Source organism: Agarivorans sp. Toyoura001, assembly GCF_005405585.1.
GTDB lineage: Bacteria > Pseudomonadota > Gammaproteobacteria > Enterobacterales > Celerinatantimonadaceae > Agarivorans.
In genome coordinates this window covers 287,435-304,086 of the sequence record NZ_BJEQ01000003.1, presented here as the reverse complement: position 1 = coordinate 304,086, position 16,652 = coordinate 287,435, and the positions used below count along the sequence as shown (strand labels likewise).

The 16,652-nt window shown below is 45.3% G+C and carries 19 protein-coding genes and 2 rRNA genes; 12 read left to right on the top strand and 9 right to left on the bottom strand.

Features of this window, described 5'->3' with window-relative positions; genetic code table 11:
- Nucleotides 1-9 precede the first annotated feature (9 nt).
- The 3 genes from rrf (FFR00_RS06725) to pssA all read left to right on the top strand — a co-directional run bounded on the left by rrf (FFR00_RS06725) (nt 10) and on the right by pssA (nt 1,963).
- Nucleotides 10-125, top strand: a 5S ribosomal RNA gene (rrf, locus tag FFR00_RS06725).
- An 88-nt stretch (nt 126-213) separates the two neighbouring features.
- Nucleotides 214-329 (top strand): 5S ribosomal RNA (rrf, locus tag FFR00_RS06720).
- A 284-nt stretch (nt 330-613) separates the two neighbouring features.
- Complete coding sequence (gene pssA / locus FFR00_RS06715; RefSeq protein WP_137672606.1) at nt 614-1,963, top strand: CDP-diacylglycerol--serine O-phosphatidyltransferase; 1,350 nt, start codon at nt 614-616, stop codon at nt 1,961-1,963.
- 94 nt (nt 1,964-2,057) lie between these two features.
- Here the strand turns inward: pssA and FFR00_RS06710 are convergent, their stop codons facing one another.
- Together FFR00_RS06710 and FFR00_RS06705 are read right to left on the bottom strand one after the other, a co-directional pair.
- Complete coding sequence (locus tag FFR00_RS06710; protein ID WP_137672605.1) at nt 2,058-3,548, bottom strand: CoA-acylating methylmalonate-semialdehyde dehydrogenase; 1,491 nt, start codon at nt 3,546-3,548, stop codon at nt 2,058-2,060.
- A gap of 25 nt (nt 3,549-3,573) precedes the next feature.
- Nucleotides 3,574-4,917 carry an aspartate aminotransferase family protein gene (locus tag FFR00_RS06705; protein WP_137672604.1) on the bottom strand — a complete coding sequence of 448 codons (1,344 nt, stop codon included), beginning with the start codon at nt 4,915-4,917 and terminating at the stop codon, nt 3,574-3,576.
- A 103-nt stretch (nt 4,918-5,020) separates the two neighbouring features.
- On the opposite strand from FFR00_RS06705, the gene FFR00_RS06700 reads away from it, so the two are divergent.
- Entirely contained in the window at nt 5,021-5,938 is a 918-nt protein-coding gene (locus FFR00_RS06700) for a LysR family transcriptional regulator (RefSeq protein WP_137672603.1), read from the top strand.
- Between the two features lie 9 nt (nt 5,939-5,947).
- Here the strand turns inward: FFR00_RS06700 and FFR00_RS06695 are convergent, their stop codons facing one another.
- Nucleotides 5,948-6,601, bottom strand: coding sequence for an alpha/beta hydrolase (locus tag FFR00_RS06695; protein WP_137672602.1), 654 nt, complete (start codon nt 6,599-6,601; stop codon nt 5,948-5,950).
- A gap of 92 nt (nt 6,602-6,693) precedes the next feature.
- Between FFR00_RS06695 and FFR00_RS06690 the strand changes: the two genes are divergently transcribed.
- Complete coding sequence (locus tag FFR00_RS06690; protein ID WP_137672601.1) at nt 6,694-7,095, top strand: SMI1/KNR4 family protein; 402 nt, start codon at nt 6,694-6,696, stop codon at nt 7,093-7,095.
- Between the two features lie 7 nt (nt 7,096-7,102).
- Entirely contained in the window at nt 7,103-7,420 is a 318-nt protein-coding gene (locus FFR00_RS06685; RefSeq protein ID WP_137672600.1) for an MGMT family protein, read from the top strand.
- Nucleotides 7,421-7,423: 3 nt separating this feature from the next.
- Here FFR00_RS06685 and FFR00_RS06680 read toward each other — a convergent pair whose 3' ends face one another.
- Nucleotides 7,424-7,711, bottom strand: coding sequence for a hypothetical protein (locus FFR00_RS06680; protein ID WP_137672599.1), 288 nt, complete (start codon nt 7,709-7,711; stop codon nt 7,424-7,426).
- Nucleotides 7,712-8,165: 454 nt separating this feature from the next.
- Between FFR00_RS06680 and FFR00_RS06675 the strand changes: the two genes are divergently transcribed.
- Nucleotides 8,166-8,477 carry a GIY-YIG nuclease family protein gene (locus FFR00_RS06675; protein ID WP_137672598.1) on the top strand — a complete coding sequence of 104 codons (312 nt, stop codon included), beginning with the start codon at nt 8,166-8,168 and terminating at the stop codon, nt 8,475-8,477.
- Nucleotides 8,478-8,484: 7 nt separating this feature from the next.
- On the opposite strand, the gene FFR00_RS06670 is transcribed toward FFR00_RS06675, so the two are convergent.
- Nucleotides 8,485-9,291 carry an ABC transporter substrate-binding protein gene (locus FFR00_RS06670; RefSeq protein WP_161985108.1) on the bottom strand — a complete coding sequence of 269 codons (807 nt, stop codon included), beginning with the start codon at nt 9,289-9,291 and terminating at the stop codon, nt 8,485-8,487.
- Between the two features lie 180 nt (nt 9,292-9,471).
- Nucleotides 9,472-10,353 (bottom strand): DMT family transporter, encoded by an 882-nt coding sequence (locus tag FFR00_RS06665; protein ID WP_137672596.1) that lies wholly within the window; start codon nt 10,351-10,353, stop codon nt 9,472-9,474.
- 113 nt (nt 10,354-10,466) lie between these two features.
- Between FFR00_RS06665 and FFR00_RS06660 the strand changes: the two genes are divergently transcribed.
- Nucleotides 10,467-11,375, top strand: a complete 909-nt coding sequence (locus FFR00_RS06660) for a LysR substrate-binding domain-containing protein (protein ID WP_137672595.1) — start codon at nt 10,467-10,469, stop codon at nt 11,373-11,375.
- A 104-nt stretch (nt 11,376-11,479) separates the two neighbouring features.
- On the opposite strand, the gene FFR00_RS06655 is transcribed toward FFR00_RS06660, so the two are convergent.
- Nucleotides 11,480-12,103, bottom strand: coding sequence for a TetR/AcrR family transcriptional regulator (locus FFR00_RS06655; protein ID WP_161985107.1), 624 nt, complete (start codon nt 12,101-12,103; stop codon nt 11,480-11,482).
- 292 nt (nt 12,104-12,395) lie between these two features.
- On the opposite strand from FFR00_RS06655, the gene FFR00_RS06650 reads away from it, so the two are divergent.
- From FFR00_RS06650 to FFR00_RS06635, 4 genes are all read left to right on the top strand, one after another.
- The gene (locus FFR00_RS06650; protein ID WP_161985106.1) at nt 12,396-12,926 is read left to right on the top strand and encodes a twin-arginine translocation signal domain-containing protein; all 531 of its coding nucleotides are present in this window, start codon (nt 12,396-12,398) and stop codon (nt 12,924-12,926) included.
- Nucleotides 12,919-14,502: a GMC family oxidoreductase gene (locus tag FFR00_RS06645; protein ID WP_137672592.1), complete on the top strand. Its 1,584-nt coding sequence runs from the start codon at nt 12,919-12,921 to the stop codon at nt 14,500-14,502. Before FFR00_RS06650 ends, FFR00_RS06645 begins: the two co-directional genes overlap by 8 nt.
- A 78-nt stretch (nt 14,503-14,580) precedes the next feature.
- A complete protein-coding gene (locus tag FFR00_RS06640; protein WP_137672591.1) occupies nt 14,581-15,000 on the top strand; it encodes a secondary thiamine-phosphate synthase enzyme YjbQ in 420 nt (139 codons plus the stop codon).
- 79 nt (nt 15,001-15,079) lie between these two features.
- Nucleotides 15,080-15,391, top strand: a complete 312-nt coding sequence (locus FFR00_RS06635) for a DUF3301 domain-containing protein (protein WP_137672590.1) — start codon at nt 15,080-15,082, stop codon at nt 15,389-15,391.
- Nucleotides 15,392-15,548: 157 nt separating this feature from the next.
- Here the strand turns inward: FFR00_RS06635 and map are convergent, their stop codons facing one another.
- Together map and FFR00_RS06625 are read right to left on the bottom strand one after the other, a co-directional pair.
- On the bottom strand, nt 15,549-16,337 hold the full coding sequence (gene map, locus FFR00_RS06630) for a type I methionyl aminopeptidase (protein WP_137672589.1): 789 nt from the start codon (nt 16,335-16,337) through the stop codon (nt 15,549-15,551).
- Nucleotides 16,330-16,548 (bottom strand): ParD-like family protein, encoded by a 219-nt coding sequence (locus FFR00_RS06625; RefSeq protein WP_137672588.1) that lies wholly within the window; start codon nt 16,546-16,548, stop codon nt 16,330-16,332. Before FFR00_RS06625 ends, map begins: the two co-directional genes overlap by 8 nt.
- Nucleotides 16,549-16,652: the final 104 nt, after the last annotated feature.

Below are 16,652 nucleotides of genomic sequence, written 5' to 3'. Positions count from 1 at the left end.
AAGTTTTTGCCTGGTGGCAATAGCGTTGTGGACCCACCTGAACCCATGCCGAACTCAGAAGTGAAACGCAACTGCGCCGATGATAGTGTGGGGTTTCCCCATGTGAAAGTAGGTCACTGCCAGGCTCCAAATACTAAGCCCGCTCAATGAGCGGGCTTTTTTATCTAAGCAGTGATTTAGGCCTGTGCCTTTGTTTAGATGAACCCGTTTTTGCCTAGTGGCAATAGCGTTGTGGACCCACCTGAACCCATGCCGAACTCAGAAGTGAAACGCAACTGCGCCGATGATAGTGTGGGGTTTCCCCATGTGAAAGTAGGTCACCGCTAGGCTCTCAATTAACTAACCCCAAAGTCGTCAGACTTTGGGGTTTTTTATTGCCTGAATGAAAGTGAAATGATTTAGAAGCGGGGTGTAATTGCTAAATTGACAACTTGTCCTAACCACTACTAACCAACAAATAAACTGGTGCGTTATGCGAAAGTTTGGATGCTAAGCGCCTAGGAGTGCGTTACTGACGACACTTTTACGCTTTGTTGATGGCTTTCTTAGTGACCTTGCAAATCCTTTGTTACAATGAACTTAGCATAGAGCGACCAACCAAGAATTTATAATAATGACCCCACGCTTTTCTCGTAATGCCTCTTTACTGTCTCTGCCTAAAATAGCTCAAGATCCTGAGCGGTATGAGGTGTTATTGAGCGCTAAAGCATATCGATTAAAACTACTAGAGCTAATTGCTCAAGCTGATTCACGAATCTATATTGTGGCGCTTTATCTAGAAGACGATGAAGCTGGCCGTTCTGTTATGGATGCTCTCTATGCAGCCAAACGCCAACGCCCTGACTTGGAAATAGTGGTATTAGTTGATTGGCATAGAGCACAGCGCGGTTTAATTGGGCAACAAGATGCTCAAGGCAATGCAGCGATGTATCGCGAGTATGAAGCAAGGTTTCCAGGCTCTGTGAGACTGCTTGGCGTACCTGTTAGCCATAGAGAGTTATTTGGGGTTCTTCATCTCAAAGGCAGTATTGTTGACGACACTGTGATTTATAGCGGCGCCAGCATCAACGATATTTATCTTGAGCAACAGCAGCGCTATCGTTCCGATCGTTACCAGTTGTTAGGTAATCAACGTTTAGCTAACGCAATGGTAAATTATGTCGATCAATTTCTCATAGATTGTGACGCAGTTTCTAGTCTGTCTACAGCGACACCGTTAAGCACCCGAATGCTTAAACCTGCAATACGGCGCTTGCGAGTCACTTTGCAACGCGAACAATACAACTATTATCCGCAGGACCTCAGCGAGAGCCAAGTAGGAGTGACTCCTTTACTTGGTTTGGGGCGTCGCCAAAACCTGTTAAACAAAACCATTCGCCAGTTGGTGGTGAGTGCACAACACCAACTCACAATATGTACCCCTTATTTTAATCCCCCTAGCTCTTTGTCTAGAGAAATAACTAAAGCGCTTAAGCGTGGGGTAAAGGTTAAGCTCATTGTTGGCGATAAAACGGCCAGTGATTTTTATAGCGATCCTGAGCAAAGCTTTAAAGTCATTCATGCTTTGCCTTACTTGTATGAATGTAATTTAAACAAGTTTGTAAAGCGTCAGCAGCGTTATATCAATAACGGCTTGCTAAGTATTAATGTTTGGTCGCATGAGAAAAATAGCTTTCATGTGAAGGGGATTTGGGTTGATGAGCGGTTTACCTTACTGACCGGGAATAATTTGAACCCAAGAGCTTGGAACCTCGATTTGGAAAACGGCTTGTTGCTAGATGACCCCAACGGTTTGCTACACGCTAAGAGAGATGAAGAACTTAATAATATTCTGTGCCATACCAGCTTGGTGCATAAGCCGTCAGATCTCGAACAACTCAATCAATACCCACTACCAGTGAAGCGTTTGTTAAAGCGTATCTCTCGAGTGCGCGCTGACCGTTTACTAAAACAAATTTTGTAGCATCAAGTTTAAAAAATGCCCAGCTGAAGCTGGGCATTTTTAATGCGTATAGTTAGCTAAAGCTTAAACCACAGGCGCAGTGTTTTAGTTTCTGCTAGCTAGGGAAAGAAAAATTAACGCCTTCCCTCACCGAAGATGAAGGCCAGCGCTGGGTAATGGTTTTACGTTTTGTATAAAAACGCACGGCATCTGGTCCATAGGCATGTAAATCACCAAACAACGAACGCTTCCAGCCGCCAAAGCTGTGAGAAGACACTGGTACAGGTAAAGGAACATTAATCCCTACCATGCCTACTTGAATGTTGTCTGAAAAGTAACGTGCGGCTTCGCCATCACGAGTATATAAACAGGTGCCATTGCCAAATTGATGCTGATTAATGAGCTGCATCCCTTGTTCCATACTGTCTACGCGGACCACACATAATACCGGCCCAAAAATCTCCTCTTGGTAGGCTTTCATGTTACTGGTTACGTGGTCGATTAAGGTACCGCCAACATAAAAACCCTCGGGATAGCCCGCCACCTGAGGGTTTCGGCCATCAACCACCACTTTGGCGCCGTCTGCCTCTGCGCTGCTAATGTACATAGCAACTTTGTCGCGTTGCTCCGCGGTAATCAGTGGTCCAAAATCATTTTCTTTATTCGAATAAGCGCCCACTTTTAGGCTTTGCATGGCATCACTTAAACCCGCAATCAGTTTGTCGGCTGTATCATCGCCTACTGTAACGGCTACCGATAATGCCATGCAGCGTTCGCCAGACGAACCAAAAGCAGCACCAAGCAGTGAGTTAACGGCGTTGTCCAAATCGGCATCTGGCATAATTATCGCGTGGTTTTTTGCGCCACCCAATGCTTGGCAGCGCTTACCGTTGGCGGTTGCTGTGGCATAAATATATTCGGCAATTGGGGTTGATCCAACAAAGCTTACCGCAGCGACTCGAGAATCACTAAGTAGGGTGTCTACCGCTTCTTTATCACCATTTACTACGTTGAATACGCCATTGGGCAAACCCGCCTCATGTAATAGTTCAGCAATCAACAAGGTGGCTGATGGATCTCGTTCCGACGGCTTTAGTACAAAGGTATTGCCACACATTATCGCCATTGGAAACATCCACATCGGCACCATTACCGGGAAGTTAAAAGGAGTAATGCCTGCGACAACACCCAGTGATTGAAATTCACTCCATGAATCAATACCCGCTCCTACGTTTTTACTGTGCTCGCCTTTCAGTAACTCAGGAGCATAACAAGCATATTCAACATTTTCGATACCGCGAGTCAGCTCACCCATGGCATCGTGTACTATCTTGCCGTGCTGCTGGCCTACTAATTCACAGATTCGTTCGGCATTTTCTTCCAGCAAGCTTTTATAGCGAAACATGATTTGAGCACGTTTTGCGACAGGTGTATTTCGCCAGGCAGGAAAAGCGGCTTGAGCAGCCGATATCGCTTGTTCTACAGTAGCTTTAGGCGCTAATGCCACTTGGGTAGCGACTTTACCAGTTGAGGGATTGAATACATCTTGTAAACGGCTGTGTTCGGTTTGTGTCTCGCCGTTAATTAAGTGACCAATGATAGACATGTTATATTCCTTTTCCTTTAAAAGCTTAGGTGTGGCCTGAAAAGCGCTGAATCGTGTCGCCTAATGCATTAAATAGGCTGTCAATTTCGTTTGCGGTGACCGTAAACGGAGGTGCAATTTGTAGAGTGTCTGCACCATAGCGTACGTAGAAACCTTGCTGCCACATCGCTTGTGCGACTAAATAAGGGTTTAACGCTGGCTCCCCTGGGGCGTGTACCAGATTTAACCCTACCGCCAAGCCCATATTACGAATATCACTGACTAACTCTAATCCAGCTAACTGATGGGCGGCGCGCTCTAGTAATGGAGACATTTCTCGCGCCCGCTCAATCGTATGTTCTTTCTCTAACAAATCTAGAGTGGCCAAGGCTGCTGCACACGCAATGGGGTGAGCTGAATAGGTATATCCATGTGGCAATTCCAACATATATTCCGGGCCACCTTCTGTCATAAAGGTATCGTAAATTTCCTGTTTACAGGCTACGGCACCCATGGGAATAACGCCATTTGTCAGTTGTTTAGCCATGTTGATGATGTCAGGTGTTACGCCGCATGCTTCGGCACCGGTTTTGTAGCCTAAGCGGCCAAAGGCGCATATCACTTCATCAAAAATAAGCAGTATTTGGTGTTGGTCGCAGATCTCGCGCAAACGCGTTAAATAGCCGAGCGGTGGAGGAATAACGCCAGCGCTGCCAGCCATGGGCTCTACAATGACGGCGGCAATGTTAGAGGCATCGTGAACTGCAATTAAATCCAATAGGTCATTAGCCAGTTCGACGCCATTCTCTGGCTGACCTTTGGTAAAGGCATTTTCTGGCAGTACGGTATGGCGCATATGCGCGGCATCGACCCCCGCGCCAAAAATAGCGCGATTGGGCCCTATACCACCTACTGAAATACCGCCAAAGTTCACCCCGTGGTAACCCTTACCGCGGCCAATTAATTTGGTTTTACTGGCTAAACCCTTCTTTCGCCAATAAGCGCGAGCAATTTTGAGTGAGGTATCTGCTGATTCTGAACCCGAACCAGTAAAAAACACTCTATTTAGCCCTGCTGGCATAAACTCAGTGATTTTTTCAGCCAGTTGGAATGACGCTGGATGACCAAACTGGAACGCTGGCGAATAATCTAGTAGGCCGGCTTGTTTAGTTATTGCCTCGGTAATCTCTTGGCGGCCATGCCCCAAGCCACAGGTCCATAAACCAGACAGACCATCAAAAATTTTGCGGCCATCGGCATCATAGTAGTAATTGCCTTTGGCTTGTTTGATGATGCGTGGGTCTTGTTTGAACTGGCGATTACCAGAATAGGCCATCCAATGACTATCGAGCTGATTTTGCGTAATGCCCATTTGTTCTAGTGTTGCCATTTGCATCCCCAAGCAAGCTTCATTTGTTGGTTTAGCTTAAAACTCGCGTTGCGTTTCATAAATGTGTATCTTTCAAACTAAAGTTTCATAAAGGTGAAACAAAGTGCAGAAGATACTCGGCCAGTTAAGCGATATTGATTTACGTTTACTCAAAGTATTTAGAGTGGTGGCTGATTGCGGCGGCATTTCGGCGGCTGAAGTCGAACTGAACATTGGTCGCTCTACCATTAGTCGGCATGTGAAAGACCTAGAGATTCGACTCGGGGTAACCTTATGCCAGCGTGGGCGAGCTGGTTTTGTGCTCAGCCCTGAAGGGCAGCATGTTTACCAATCTAGCTTACGCTTAATGGGCGCGTTAGATGAGTTTCGTGCCGATGTACAAAGCCTGCACAAAGACATGACGGGAAAGCTAGCCATTGCCCTATTCGATAAAACCGTTACCAATCAGCAGGCTAAGATCTCAGAAGCGCTACAATTGTTTGACCAACGCGCGCCCAAGGTTAGCTTAGATTTATACGTAGAAACTCTTTCAGTGATTGAAAGTGGAGTCATCGAGGGGCGCTATCAGTTGGGAATTGTGCCGGGTCAGCGACAATCTAGTAGCCTTAACTACCAATACTTGTTTGATGAGAAAATGGCGCTGTATTGTGGCTATCACCATCCTCTATTTAAGCGCAGTGATATAACCATTAGCGCGCAAGAAATAGTGGCTCAAAAATATGCGGGTCTTGGCCACCACTCTCCCAATATGGATACTTCGCAGCGTAAAGGTTTTAGCCGCCAAGCGACTGCCTACGATCAAGAAGCGATTGCTACTTTGCTATTGTCGGGCGCCTATTTGGCTTATTTGCCCGAGCATTACGCTAGAAGCTTTGTGGAACAAGGCTTGATAAGAGCATTAGGGGGTGAAGACTTTGCTTATCACTGCCCATTTTTAGCAGTAACGCGTCATTCACCAAAGCCTTCTCGAATTCTAGCCTGTTTTATCGATTGCTTGAATCAAGCTCACGGAGTTCAGTAAGGGCAAATGCTAGCGCATTAGGTGACTTAACCAGGCGCTAATCGCTTTCACTTGGCTGGGCGATACACTATGAGCCATATCAAACTGCTGAAATTCCACTTGATAGTGTTGAGCTTGCAACTGGTTAAAGGCTCGTTGGCCGAGGTTTAATGCCACTACGTCATCTTGGCGACCATGTTGAATTAACACTGGAGTGTTAGTTTGCAACGCTGTTGTGGGCAGGCTTTCTGCTAATAAGTAAGTAGACATGCATAACAAGCCACCCAAGTTATTTGGGTAATTTAAGGCGCACTGATAGGCAACGGCACCGCCTTGGGAGAAGCCAGCAATAAAGATTTTCTCGCTAGCAATACCCAAAGTAACTTGTTGCTGAATGACTTGCTCAATCTGTTCGCTTACCTTATCTAGGTGGGAATGGTTAATCTGTCTTTCGGGAGAAAAGGCTAAAATATCGTACCAGGCGGGCATGAAATAACCGGCATTTACTGTCACCGATCGAGTCGGTGCTGCCGGAAAGATAAAACGTACCGCGGCATCGGCAGGCAGTTTGAGTTGTTTTGCCAAAGGAACAAAGTCTTCTGGCCCCGCGCCTAATCCGTGCAACCAAATTACACAGTGGCGCGCCGGTTGTTGTGGTTCTACAGTAATAGCATTATCAAGCATCGAGTTTCCTTTGCTGAATGAGAATCTTCTCTGTAAGCTGTGCAAAATTTTAAGCAACGGGCATTGTATGCCAATACCTCGGAGAGACAAGCATGCAAGAACTAATAGATGAAATAAGGGATGCAGACCAATCGGGTGCTTACCCAAGCGATCTTCCTACAGAAGCTCAATTAGTTGAAGTAGAAGAACTCATTCTAATCCCAATGCCTGGTGACTTACGTGCTTTTCAACTTACCGTAAGTAATGTTGCTATTGGAAGTTTAGAGCCGGTGACCATTAGTGACCCGTATTTACATACTTACTTACCGGAAGTTGCCGCCACCGCTTGGAATTTGGGTTTGCCTCGTGAGTTCATTCCTATTTGCCAGAGCGGTGATAACTTTTACTTTATTAGTCAAGAAGGTGAAATAGGTTACTGGCAGGGTCAAGAGGATTTAGTTCCTGAATGGGATACCATTTGGGATTGGGCAACCGAAGTATGGATGCAAAGCTAAGTCGTTAATGGATGAGAAGCAGCAGTACCTTGCCAAGTTTTGGCTGGTGATCGGTCATATTCCCGAGGGACGAGTCGCCACTTATGGTGGTATAGCCGAAATGGCCGGTTACCCAAGAATGGCTAGAGCGGTAGGGCGCTGCCTTAAAACCTTACCAGAAGGCTCAAGTCTGCCGTGGCATCGAGTAATAAATGCCAAGGGCATGATTTCATTTCCTGAGGGTTCTCCTCAGTACCAAACGCAGCGGCAACGTTTAGAAGACGAAGGCATTATTTTTCGCAATAATAAGGTACCTCTAGCTCAACACCTTTGGTTGGGCGACTAGCTGTTACTGCTTTTGTTCGCCTAGGTGTAAGCTTAACTTGTGCTCTAAGTAATCACTAGACAGGCCAGTGAGTTGCTTTAGCTGATGCAGTTCTTGTTGTTGTTGCGTATTTAAACTAAAGACTTCTTTCACTGCGAGTTTGTTGTTTTTCTTCGCCGATAGGGGAAAGGGTACAACGTTACTGACTTGGCGAGTCGCGTAAGTTTTATTGGCTTGGTAACTATCTACATTGCAAAACTGCTTAGCATTAACAGTAAGCAAACGTCTCTCTTTAAGATCGTGTAATACCATGATCTACCACTCTCTATTTATCGTTTAAAACTACTGAGCAATAGAGTCACTATTTGTTGGCTTGAACATCTCTGGATATTCGTTGACAGCCGGTTGGTAAGTGCTTATTGCTACTTCATTCTAGCTTGAACTAGTTGTTGTTTTTATCATTGACGCACTCAGCTTAGGCCAACCAATACTCAAATCAATGGTTAATTTTGCGCTTAGATGATGGACCACTGTTATGTTGCTGATTTAACTTTAATAAGGCCTAAAATTCCAAGGAGAACCTAGCTGTAAAAGAAGTTTTACAATAAGACTAAAGTTGTAGCTAAAGTATATTCTTGTTACTTGTTACTTGTTACTTGTTACTTGTTACTTGTTACTTGTTACTTGTTACCGTTTTAACTTGAACCTAAGGTTCTGCTAGTTACACTGCTTATCACTGAATAACTCTGATCAAGTAGCCCTTAATTTGCCTGAGCTTTCGCCAACTTCATCAACTCCCACGGTAAAACCGTGGTTTTTGTATATCATTCGTACCAAAAACCAGCATCTTTACACCGGAGTTACCACAGATGTAGAGCGCCGCTTTAGCGAGCACCAGCAAGGTGGGTTAAAAGGAGCTAAAGCGCTGCGTGGTAAAGGTCCATTGGTTTTGGCATTTCAACAGCTCATGGTGTCTAAGCAGCAAGCCATGCGCTTAGAATATGCTATTAAACAACTCTCAAAGTCGAAAAAAGAGTTGCTGGTCGCGGGTAAGTTAGATTGGCAAAACCTTTTGTAAACGGGCCTTAATCGGGACTATTTTGCCAATCTTCTAAGCCGTAACGTGCCAATATTTTTTCCAGTTCTCCAGTTTCGCGCATCCCAACAATTGCCTCACTGAGCTGAGAGGACAAGGCTCTACTTTGTGGATTACTGGGTGAAAAAGCGATGTATACCAAACTTGATGCAAACTCTTTAGCAAAGCGAATCTTTTGGTTATCACCTTGCTGATGGCTGTAATAACTTGCCACGCTTTTGTCTTCGATGTACCCATCAATTCGCCCTTCTTGTAATAGCTTATGCATCTTTACTAAGGGTTGATCACTGCGTACGGTGATGATGTTTCGTTTGTGCTGCTTCGCTGATACGTAGCTATCGATAGCGGGACCATAATCATAATTAGCAATGACAGCAATACGTAGTTCTTCCAAGGACTCAATACCTTGATATTGCCAGGTGCTATCATTGCGCATTACCAATACTTGGGTCGCGCGGCCAATGGCTTCACTAGGGTAAATAAAACCCTCGGCTTCACCATTTACGGCGCCAACCACACCTTGATAAACCCCTTTCTCACTATGCCTTAATGCTCGAGTCCATGGCATTTCGCGAAAGTTAACCTGATATTTAGGGCTATAAGCGCGCTGAATGATTTCTATCGTATAACCAGGCAGGCTACTATTGGGTTTACAGTTAAATGGGCACCAGCGGTCTGCAGCAAACGTTAATTGTTCAGTTTGGTTGGCCTGAAGTTGCCAAGGTAGGCTGGCTAAGACCAAGTTGACAACGGCGAGGGCTACCTTTAGCAAGGGAAGCTTATGTAAATGGAACAAACGAACAGCATCGGGGAAAATCTCAATACAACAAACTTTGACAGTGCATTATGCTGATTTAATAAAGGATTGTATTGGAAAGGCTTAGCATATTGAGTGAACAAACTAAGCTTGCTGTCTACTAAAGTTGACAGTAAATACTTCAGTTTAGCGAGAGCGCTAATTCTCTCGCTATTCGGCCTAGTTATCTATAACTGGTGCGGTGGTATCTTTGCTTTTGGGTTTACGTAAGCTGCGTTTACCGATTAACACTAATGGTAAAACAATCATTGCTGCGCCTAACCAAGTGAGCGCATCAGGCATTTCATTAAAGCTGACCCAACCAACCACTGCTGCGCCTATTAAGCCGGTGTACTCGGCGCTGGCAATAGTATTGGCATCGGCGGTTCGATAAGCCACAACAGAGCCAGCATGCAAAAACAGAATAAACAAACTACTGCCGCCAGCAAGAGTAACCAACGACCAGTTAATGCCATGTAATTCTGGCCACGCCAACAGCAAGGTGGCAGGTACTACCATTACGTTGGTCCAAAATAAACTGGTGACAACCGATTCCTGCTTAGGAATGTATTTCACGGTTAAGTTACTCAAGGCCAGTGTTAAGGCGGTGCCAAGAGCCGCCGCTGCGCCCCAATTAAACTCTGTAGGCCTAATAATAACTAGAACCCCAATAAAACCGATAGTAGCAGCTACCACTTGAGTGCGGTTAACGGTGCTTTTATGCAGCCACATGCCTAGCGGTAACATCATAATTGGTGCGGCGTAAAACAATGCGTTAGCAGTGGCTAGCGGCAAGGTCATTAATGCTACAACCATGCAGCCAGATCCCGCTAACCATAAATGTCCTCGCACCACGTGGATCAGCGGCTTTTGAGGTAGTTTATTCTTCGTGAATAAAAACAGCGGTAACAACAGCATTAAGGTACAAAGTTGGCGGTACAACAATATCTCGAATACCGAGGCTTGTTCGCCGGCTATTTTCATTAATGCATCGGATAGCACCGCAATCTGGTTGGCCACCACCAAAATAACAATGGCGACAAGAGTGTAGTTGTTTCGCATGCTTGCCCCCTATGCTGCAGCTAGTGTTGAATAGAAAAGGCAGTGTAGAGACTTGTGAAACATTAAAAAAATGATAATAATTTAAAATACATGAAAAAAATGAATGTATTTTTATGCGCACACTTCCACCATTAAACGCCTTAGTCGCTTTTGAAGCTGTTGCTCGTAACCAAAGTGTGGCTAAAGCTGGCAGCGAACTAGGGATTAGCCAGAGTGCAGTGAGCCACCGCTTGCGCTTACTTGAAGATTACTTAGCAGAACCGTTGTTCGAAAAAGTTGGCCGACAACTGCAGTTGAGCGATACCGGGCGCGGGTACTTTGTAGAAGTAGAGCGTATTCTTAATGAGCTCAGTCATCTTACTCGACAAGTTAAAGGCGAGGGTATCGATCAGCTGCGACTTACCTCTTATAGTTCGTTTGCGCTTAAGCGTTTAGTGCCTTTGTTGCCTAGTTTTAGAGCGCGACATCCCGATATTGATTTACGCCTACAAATGGTCACCGAAGAACCGCTGCTTTCCAGCAAAACCGGCGACTTGTTTATTTGTTTTACGGCCACTGCTCCTGGTTATGTGAGCCGACTGCTGCACAAAGAGCGCTTAGTGGCGGTGTGTTCACCAAGTCTTTACCAAGAAATCGATCATCAAAATTGGCGACAAGATTTACTCAACTTTCCGCTGCTTTCTTGCGACTTAGACGAAGATGCTAAGCAGCCCGGAGGTGATTGGGCAGTATGGTCGAAAGGGCTTGGTATTGCTTTGCCGGTCAACCAAGGCTTTCATAGTTTTAGTCATCAAGTATTAGCGTTAGAGGCGGCAGAAACCGGTCAAGGGATTGCACTGGTCAGCGACTTTATGGTGGAGAAAGATATTCGCGAAGGTAAATTGGTCGATCTGCCAGTATCGTCGGTTTATACCGGCTACGATTTTTACCTGTGTTTTAAACAAGCACGCAGTCGCGAACAAGGTTTGCGGGCAGTGGTTGATTGGCTTGTTGAAACGGCGGCTAGCCCACTAGATCGCTAAATGTACTTTAACAGCCAGCATGCAGAGATATCTTTGGATGATCCTATCTAGCAGAGGCTGCCGACGGGTAGCGACTTGAAAAAGTAATTGGCTACCTTGTTGGTTTAATCTGCGAGTAACTTTACCAATAACAAGCTCAGGCTATCCACAAAGTCTACGCGTAAAATGGCAAACTCGTCATTTTGCATAACCTGTTGCATCGTGGCCGAAGGGTGGCTGGTATGCCAGCAACCAATCACACTTTGGTAAAGAAACATGACTTTAGTAATAGCTTGTTGTTGGTTAGCTTGTGGCGACCAATGCATAAACAAGGCACATAGCTGTTCTGCCATTGCTTTTAAATCACGTTTGAAACTAATCGCTTGTTCTATGTTTTCTTGCTTCTCTAAGACCGTGTGCAAAATAGCCGACAAGTAACAAAAGGTGGGTTGAGCTGCGATGGTTTCGGCTAATACTCTTGGCTTCAAGCTTTGTTTAGACAGGCGCTCAATATCTATCAGTAGGTGGTTGGCCTCTTCTAAATACAAGGCCATAAATAAGCTTTCTTTGTTGGCGAAGTAGCGATATAGCGCGGGTTTAGATAGTTCCAGGTCATTGGCCAGCTGGCTTAATACCACACTCTCATAGCCGTGCTCGGTCAAGGCTTGCTTGGCGGCGTGTAAAATTTGCTGCCGACGAAGTTGTTTTTGTTCAGGGCTAATCGCGCGCTTTTTTATTGCTGTATCCACGGTTTTTTTCATTAAGCTATTGATAGTTTTACCTTAGCCAGTAATGGCCAGAAAAGCCATTAATCATATGAGTGATCGCTTACAAGTCTTGCTTTTGCTAAAGCATACTGCGCTTGAGCTTCTAAACTTGTTGTATGAATAAGCGGGTTTTCGACTCAATCTTGCGATCAGTCGGTCACTATTCAATTAAGTTACCACTGGAAACTTGCATATTCATTAAGCTACGCTATATAAGTTACTATGGGTATTTTAATTGCTTGTGTCGACATTTCAAGTAGGGCAAGGAGCCAAGGTGAAGCTAACAAGACGTAAATTGTTGCAATATGGCACTGTTACCGCAGCAGCGGTGGGTGGAGGGTCTTGGCTATTCTCCCATTATCCTCTGCAGTTTACACCCCAAGCTGGTCTGCGTTTGTCTGCTCAACATCAGCAAATTTTCTGGGCGCTTATTCCGGCTTTTTTAGAGGGTGGCGTCGCGGCAGATGACAAACCAGCTTTACAGCGAGTTCTTGCTAACATCGATCATGCTTTTGCAGTGTTGGAACCGCATACTCAGGCTGAGTTAAGGCAGCTACTCGTTCTGCTTCAGTCACGAGGCGGTTGGTTATTATTAAGCGCTGGTGCAAGTCAGCTTAGCCAGCTCACCTTGCAACAAAAATTACAGATATTGCAGCAATGGCAGCAGCATTATTTGCAGTTACTTCGCCAAGCTTATCAAGGCCTGCACGAACTGATTATGGCTGCTTGGTATGGTGATCCGGTGTCTTGGGATCAACTTAACTACCAATTACCCGCTCAAGCAAAAGGACTGCTTAATGATTAAGGATATTATTGCTGAAGGCTTAGCGGCAGGTTGGCAACATATTGATGGTGCCGAACAGCAACAAGATAAAAGCCTAGAGTGCGATGTATTGATAGTTGGCAGCGGCGCGGGTGGTGGAATTACTGCTCAAGTATTAACTCAAGCAGGCTTGAAGGTGCTTATTGTTGAAGAGGGCCCACTGAAAAGTAGCCAAGACTTTAAGATGCAGGAGCGCCAAGCCTACCCCGACCTTTATCAAGAGTCGGCAGCTCGAAAAACCAAAGATAAAGCGATAGGGATTTTTCAGGGGCGCTGTGTTGGGGGATCTACCACGGTAAATTGGACAACCTCACTCCGTACCCCAGAGCATACCCTCAGTCATTGGCAGCAACGTTGGGGCTTTACCCACATTAACCCTGTATCACTGGCGCCTTATTTCCAACAAGCTGAACAAATGTTGGGTATACAACCTTGGTTAACACGTAACCAAAACAACAGCTTACTGGCTAAAGGTTGCGATGCCTTGGGCTGGTCATATCAAGCCATTCCACGCAATGTAAAACAGTGCTGGGATCTGGGCTATTGCGGGATGGGCTGCCCAACCAACGCCAAGCAATCCATGTTAGTTACAACAATCCCAGCGGCCTTAAATGCTGGCGCAAGCTTGTTAAGCCGGTTTAGGGTTCAGCAACTAACCATTGAAAATGACCAAGTGGTGGGTGCGCAGCTTATCGCTTTAACCAAGAACCAAAGAACCACTAAGCGGGTATTTACTGTTAAGGCTAAGCATGTGGTGTTGGCTGCAGGAGCAATTGGCTCACCAGCTATATTACTGCGCTCAAAAGTGCCTGACCCTTATCAACGAGTGGGCAAGCGAACCTTTCTTCACCCGAGTGTAATGAGTGGTGCATTGTTTGAGCATGTAGTGGCGAGCCATCAAGGCGCGCCGCAATCGGTATATTCCGACCACTTTGTTTGGCAAAACGGCAGCGAGGGCGCGTGTGGTTATAAACTCGAAGTGCCGCCGGTACACCCTATTTTATTGGCAACCAAAACAACTGGCTTTGGCCAATTTCATAGTGAGATGATGCAGCAGATTAATCACCTGCAAGTGACCATTGCTTTATTACGTGACGGTTTCCATAACGATAGTGTTGGTGGTCAAGTTCAGCTGCGTGACGACGGCAGCCCGGTGCTAGATTACTCGATTAGTGACTATTTATGGCAGGGCGCACGCCGTGCCTTATTAAGCATGGCTGAGCTGCAGTTTGCGGCAGGTGCAAAAAAGGTTTACCCCTTACATGAGCAAAGCCAATTGGTGAGCTCTTGGGCTGAGGCTAAAAAGCTCATCAAGCAGTTGCCCATGCAGGCTTTAGCGACACGTTTGGCTTCTGCTCATGTCATGGGAGGTTGCGCCATGGGAGGAGACGAGCAAAACTCAGTGGTTGATGAAGCTGGAAATTATCGCTGGCTAAGTGGCTTAAGTGTGATTGATGGGTCGGTATTTCCCACCAGTTTAGGGGCTAACCCGCAACTGAGTATTTATGCCATGGCATTACGAAACGCTGAATTATTGGCTAAATCACTGCGTAGATAGCTTTATCGCTGAGCCAGCATTTACAAAGCTAGCGCGCCACTGCTAGTCTGTAATAAAGCTTAAAATAGGTGTTGCTTCATGTGGTTACAACGTTTGGTTAGATTGAAAGCGCGACCACGCGGCTTTCATTTAATTACCGAAGAGTTGATTTTACAGTTACCGGAGTTACAAGACTTCAAAGTGGGTTTATGCCATCTATTGTTGCAGCATACCAGTGCCAGCTTAAGTTTGAATGAAAACGCCGACCCCACTGTTCGCGCCGATTTAGAAGCCCATATCAATAAAATGATTCCCGAAAACGCGCCTTATTTTCAGCATACCTATGAGGGTGCTGACGACATGCCTGCACATATCAAAAGCAGTTTGCTTGGCAGCCAAATCACCCTACCTGTGAATCGAGGGGAGTTTGCCTTAGGGATTTGGCAGGGGATTTATTTAGGCGAACACCGCAATGATGGTGGCAACCGTCAGTTAATCGCGACCATTAGTGGCGAATAATACTTGATGTAAAACGCTTACTTGTTATTAGCGCGTGTGACCCAATATCTTGAAGATACTCATTACTTAAGTTGGTGCTATGGATTTACTGGCGATCTTCATTTTTACGTTTATTGTGATGTTCTTTTGGCGACGCCGAAAAGACGCAGAACGTGCTCAGCATCTAATTAAGCAAAAGTGCCAAACCTTAGATCTACAGTTACTTGAAGTTAACTTTACCCAAGAAAAACCGCAAAAAATGGCAGGTTACTGGCGCTGGTGTCGTTTCTACCAGTTTGAATTTTCGTCTACCGGTGATAGTCGCTACCAAGGTGTATTGATAATGGCTGGTAGCCAGTACAAGTTTGATTTACCAGTCTATAAGGTAGGGGACGACCTTTATCAAGGCTAATTTGTTGGGTTAGTTTGAATGCGACTTGTCAGTTTCAATTCCTTGATATGATTAGATCTGACAGCTTCCGCTAAATTGGTTTTGCCCCATTGTGTTTTAGCGAGTTTTTTTGCTGATAGATTTCGTCTAAGGTCTTCATTACTTTTTTTAACTCAGGTTAAATGTGCAAATCAGCAGACTCTTCATCGCGAAGAGTCAGGACTTCATATCCAGACTTTGTTACCAGAATGGTGTGTTCTGACTGAGCAGACAACTTTTTATCACGTGTGATTACCGTCCATCCATCTTTCTTGGTTTTGGTCTTTGCTGAGCCTTGGTTTACCATTGGTTCAATGGTAAACACCATTCCTTCTTCTAGTGTCACGCCGTCGTTTGGAATACCATAATGTAGGACCTGAGGTGCTTCATGCATTTCCCGACCTATACCGTGGCCACAGTACTCTCTTACAATGCTGTAACCATGCGACTCTGCGTAACTCTGGATAGCATGACCAACGTCTCCCAGCGTCGCCCCCGGTCTCACCTGTCTTATCCCTTTCCACATCGCTTCGTAGGTAACTATTGCAAGTTTCTTAGCTAAAGGTGGTGCTTCAGGCATAAGATACATCTTGCTAGAGTCAGCAATAAAACCGTTTTTTTCCAAAGTAATGTCTAGATTGATGATGTCTCTGGCTTTTAGAAACTGGCTTGCTTTTGGCACACCATGGCATACCACTTCATTGACCGAAGAGTTCAATACATACTGATACCCGTATTGTCCTTTGCTTGCCGGGCGAGCTTCAAGTTCATCAGTAATGAATCTCTCTACAGCATCATTGATATCCATCGTTGAAACGCCGGGCTTAACATAGGAATCCAGCATTTTGAACACCATAGCAAGCAGCCTTCCTGATTGCCGCATAAGTGCGATTTCGTGATTATTTTTTATCGTGATGTGACTACTCATAATCTCGCTCTTGAGGGGGTATTCTGTTTGGAACCGAAACCGATGCCATCAGTTCTGATATCAACTGGTTAAATGAAAGCTCAGGATGTAACTCTGCTAGCATGCCTACTTTAATCCAGAACTCTGCCTGAGAGTTGATAGAACGATGCATGACGGAACTTGCTTTGCGAAGCTCTTCATGGAGCTCATCAGAAATTTTTACTATACCCATAGATATGCAGTTTGTATATGAATCATATATACATTGTATACTACGGGATAATTTGTTCAAACCGATATTAAGCGAGCTGCTTTTGCAGACCTCGGACGATGACT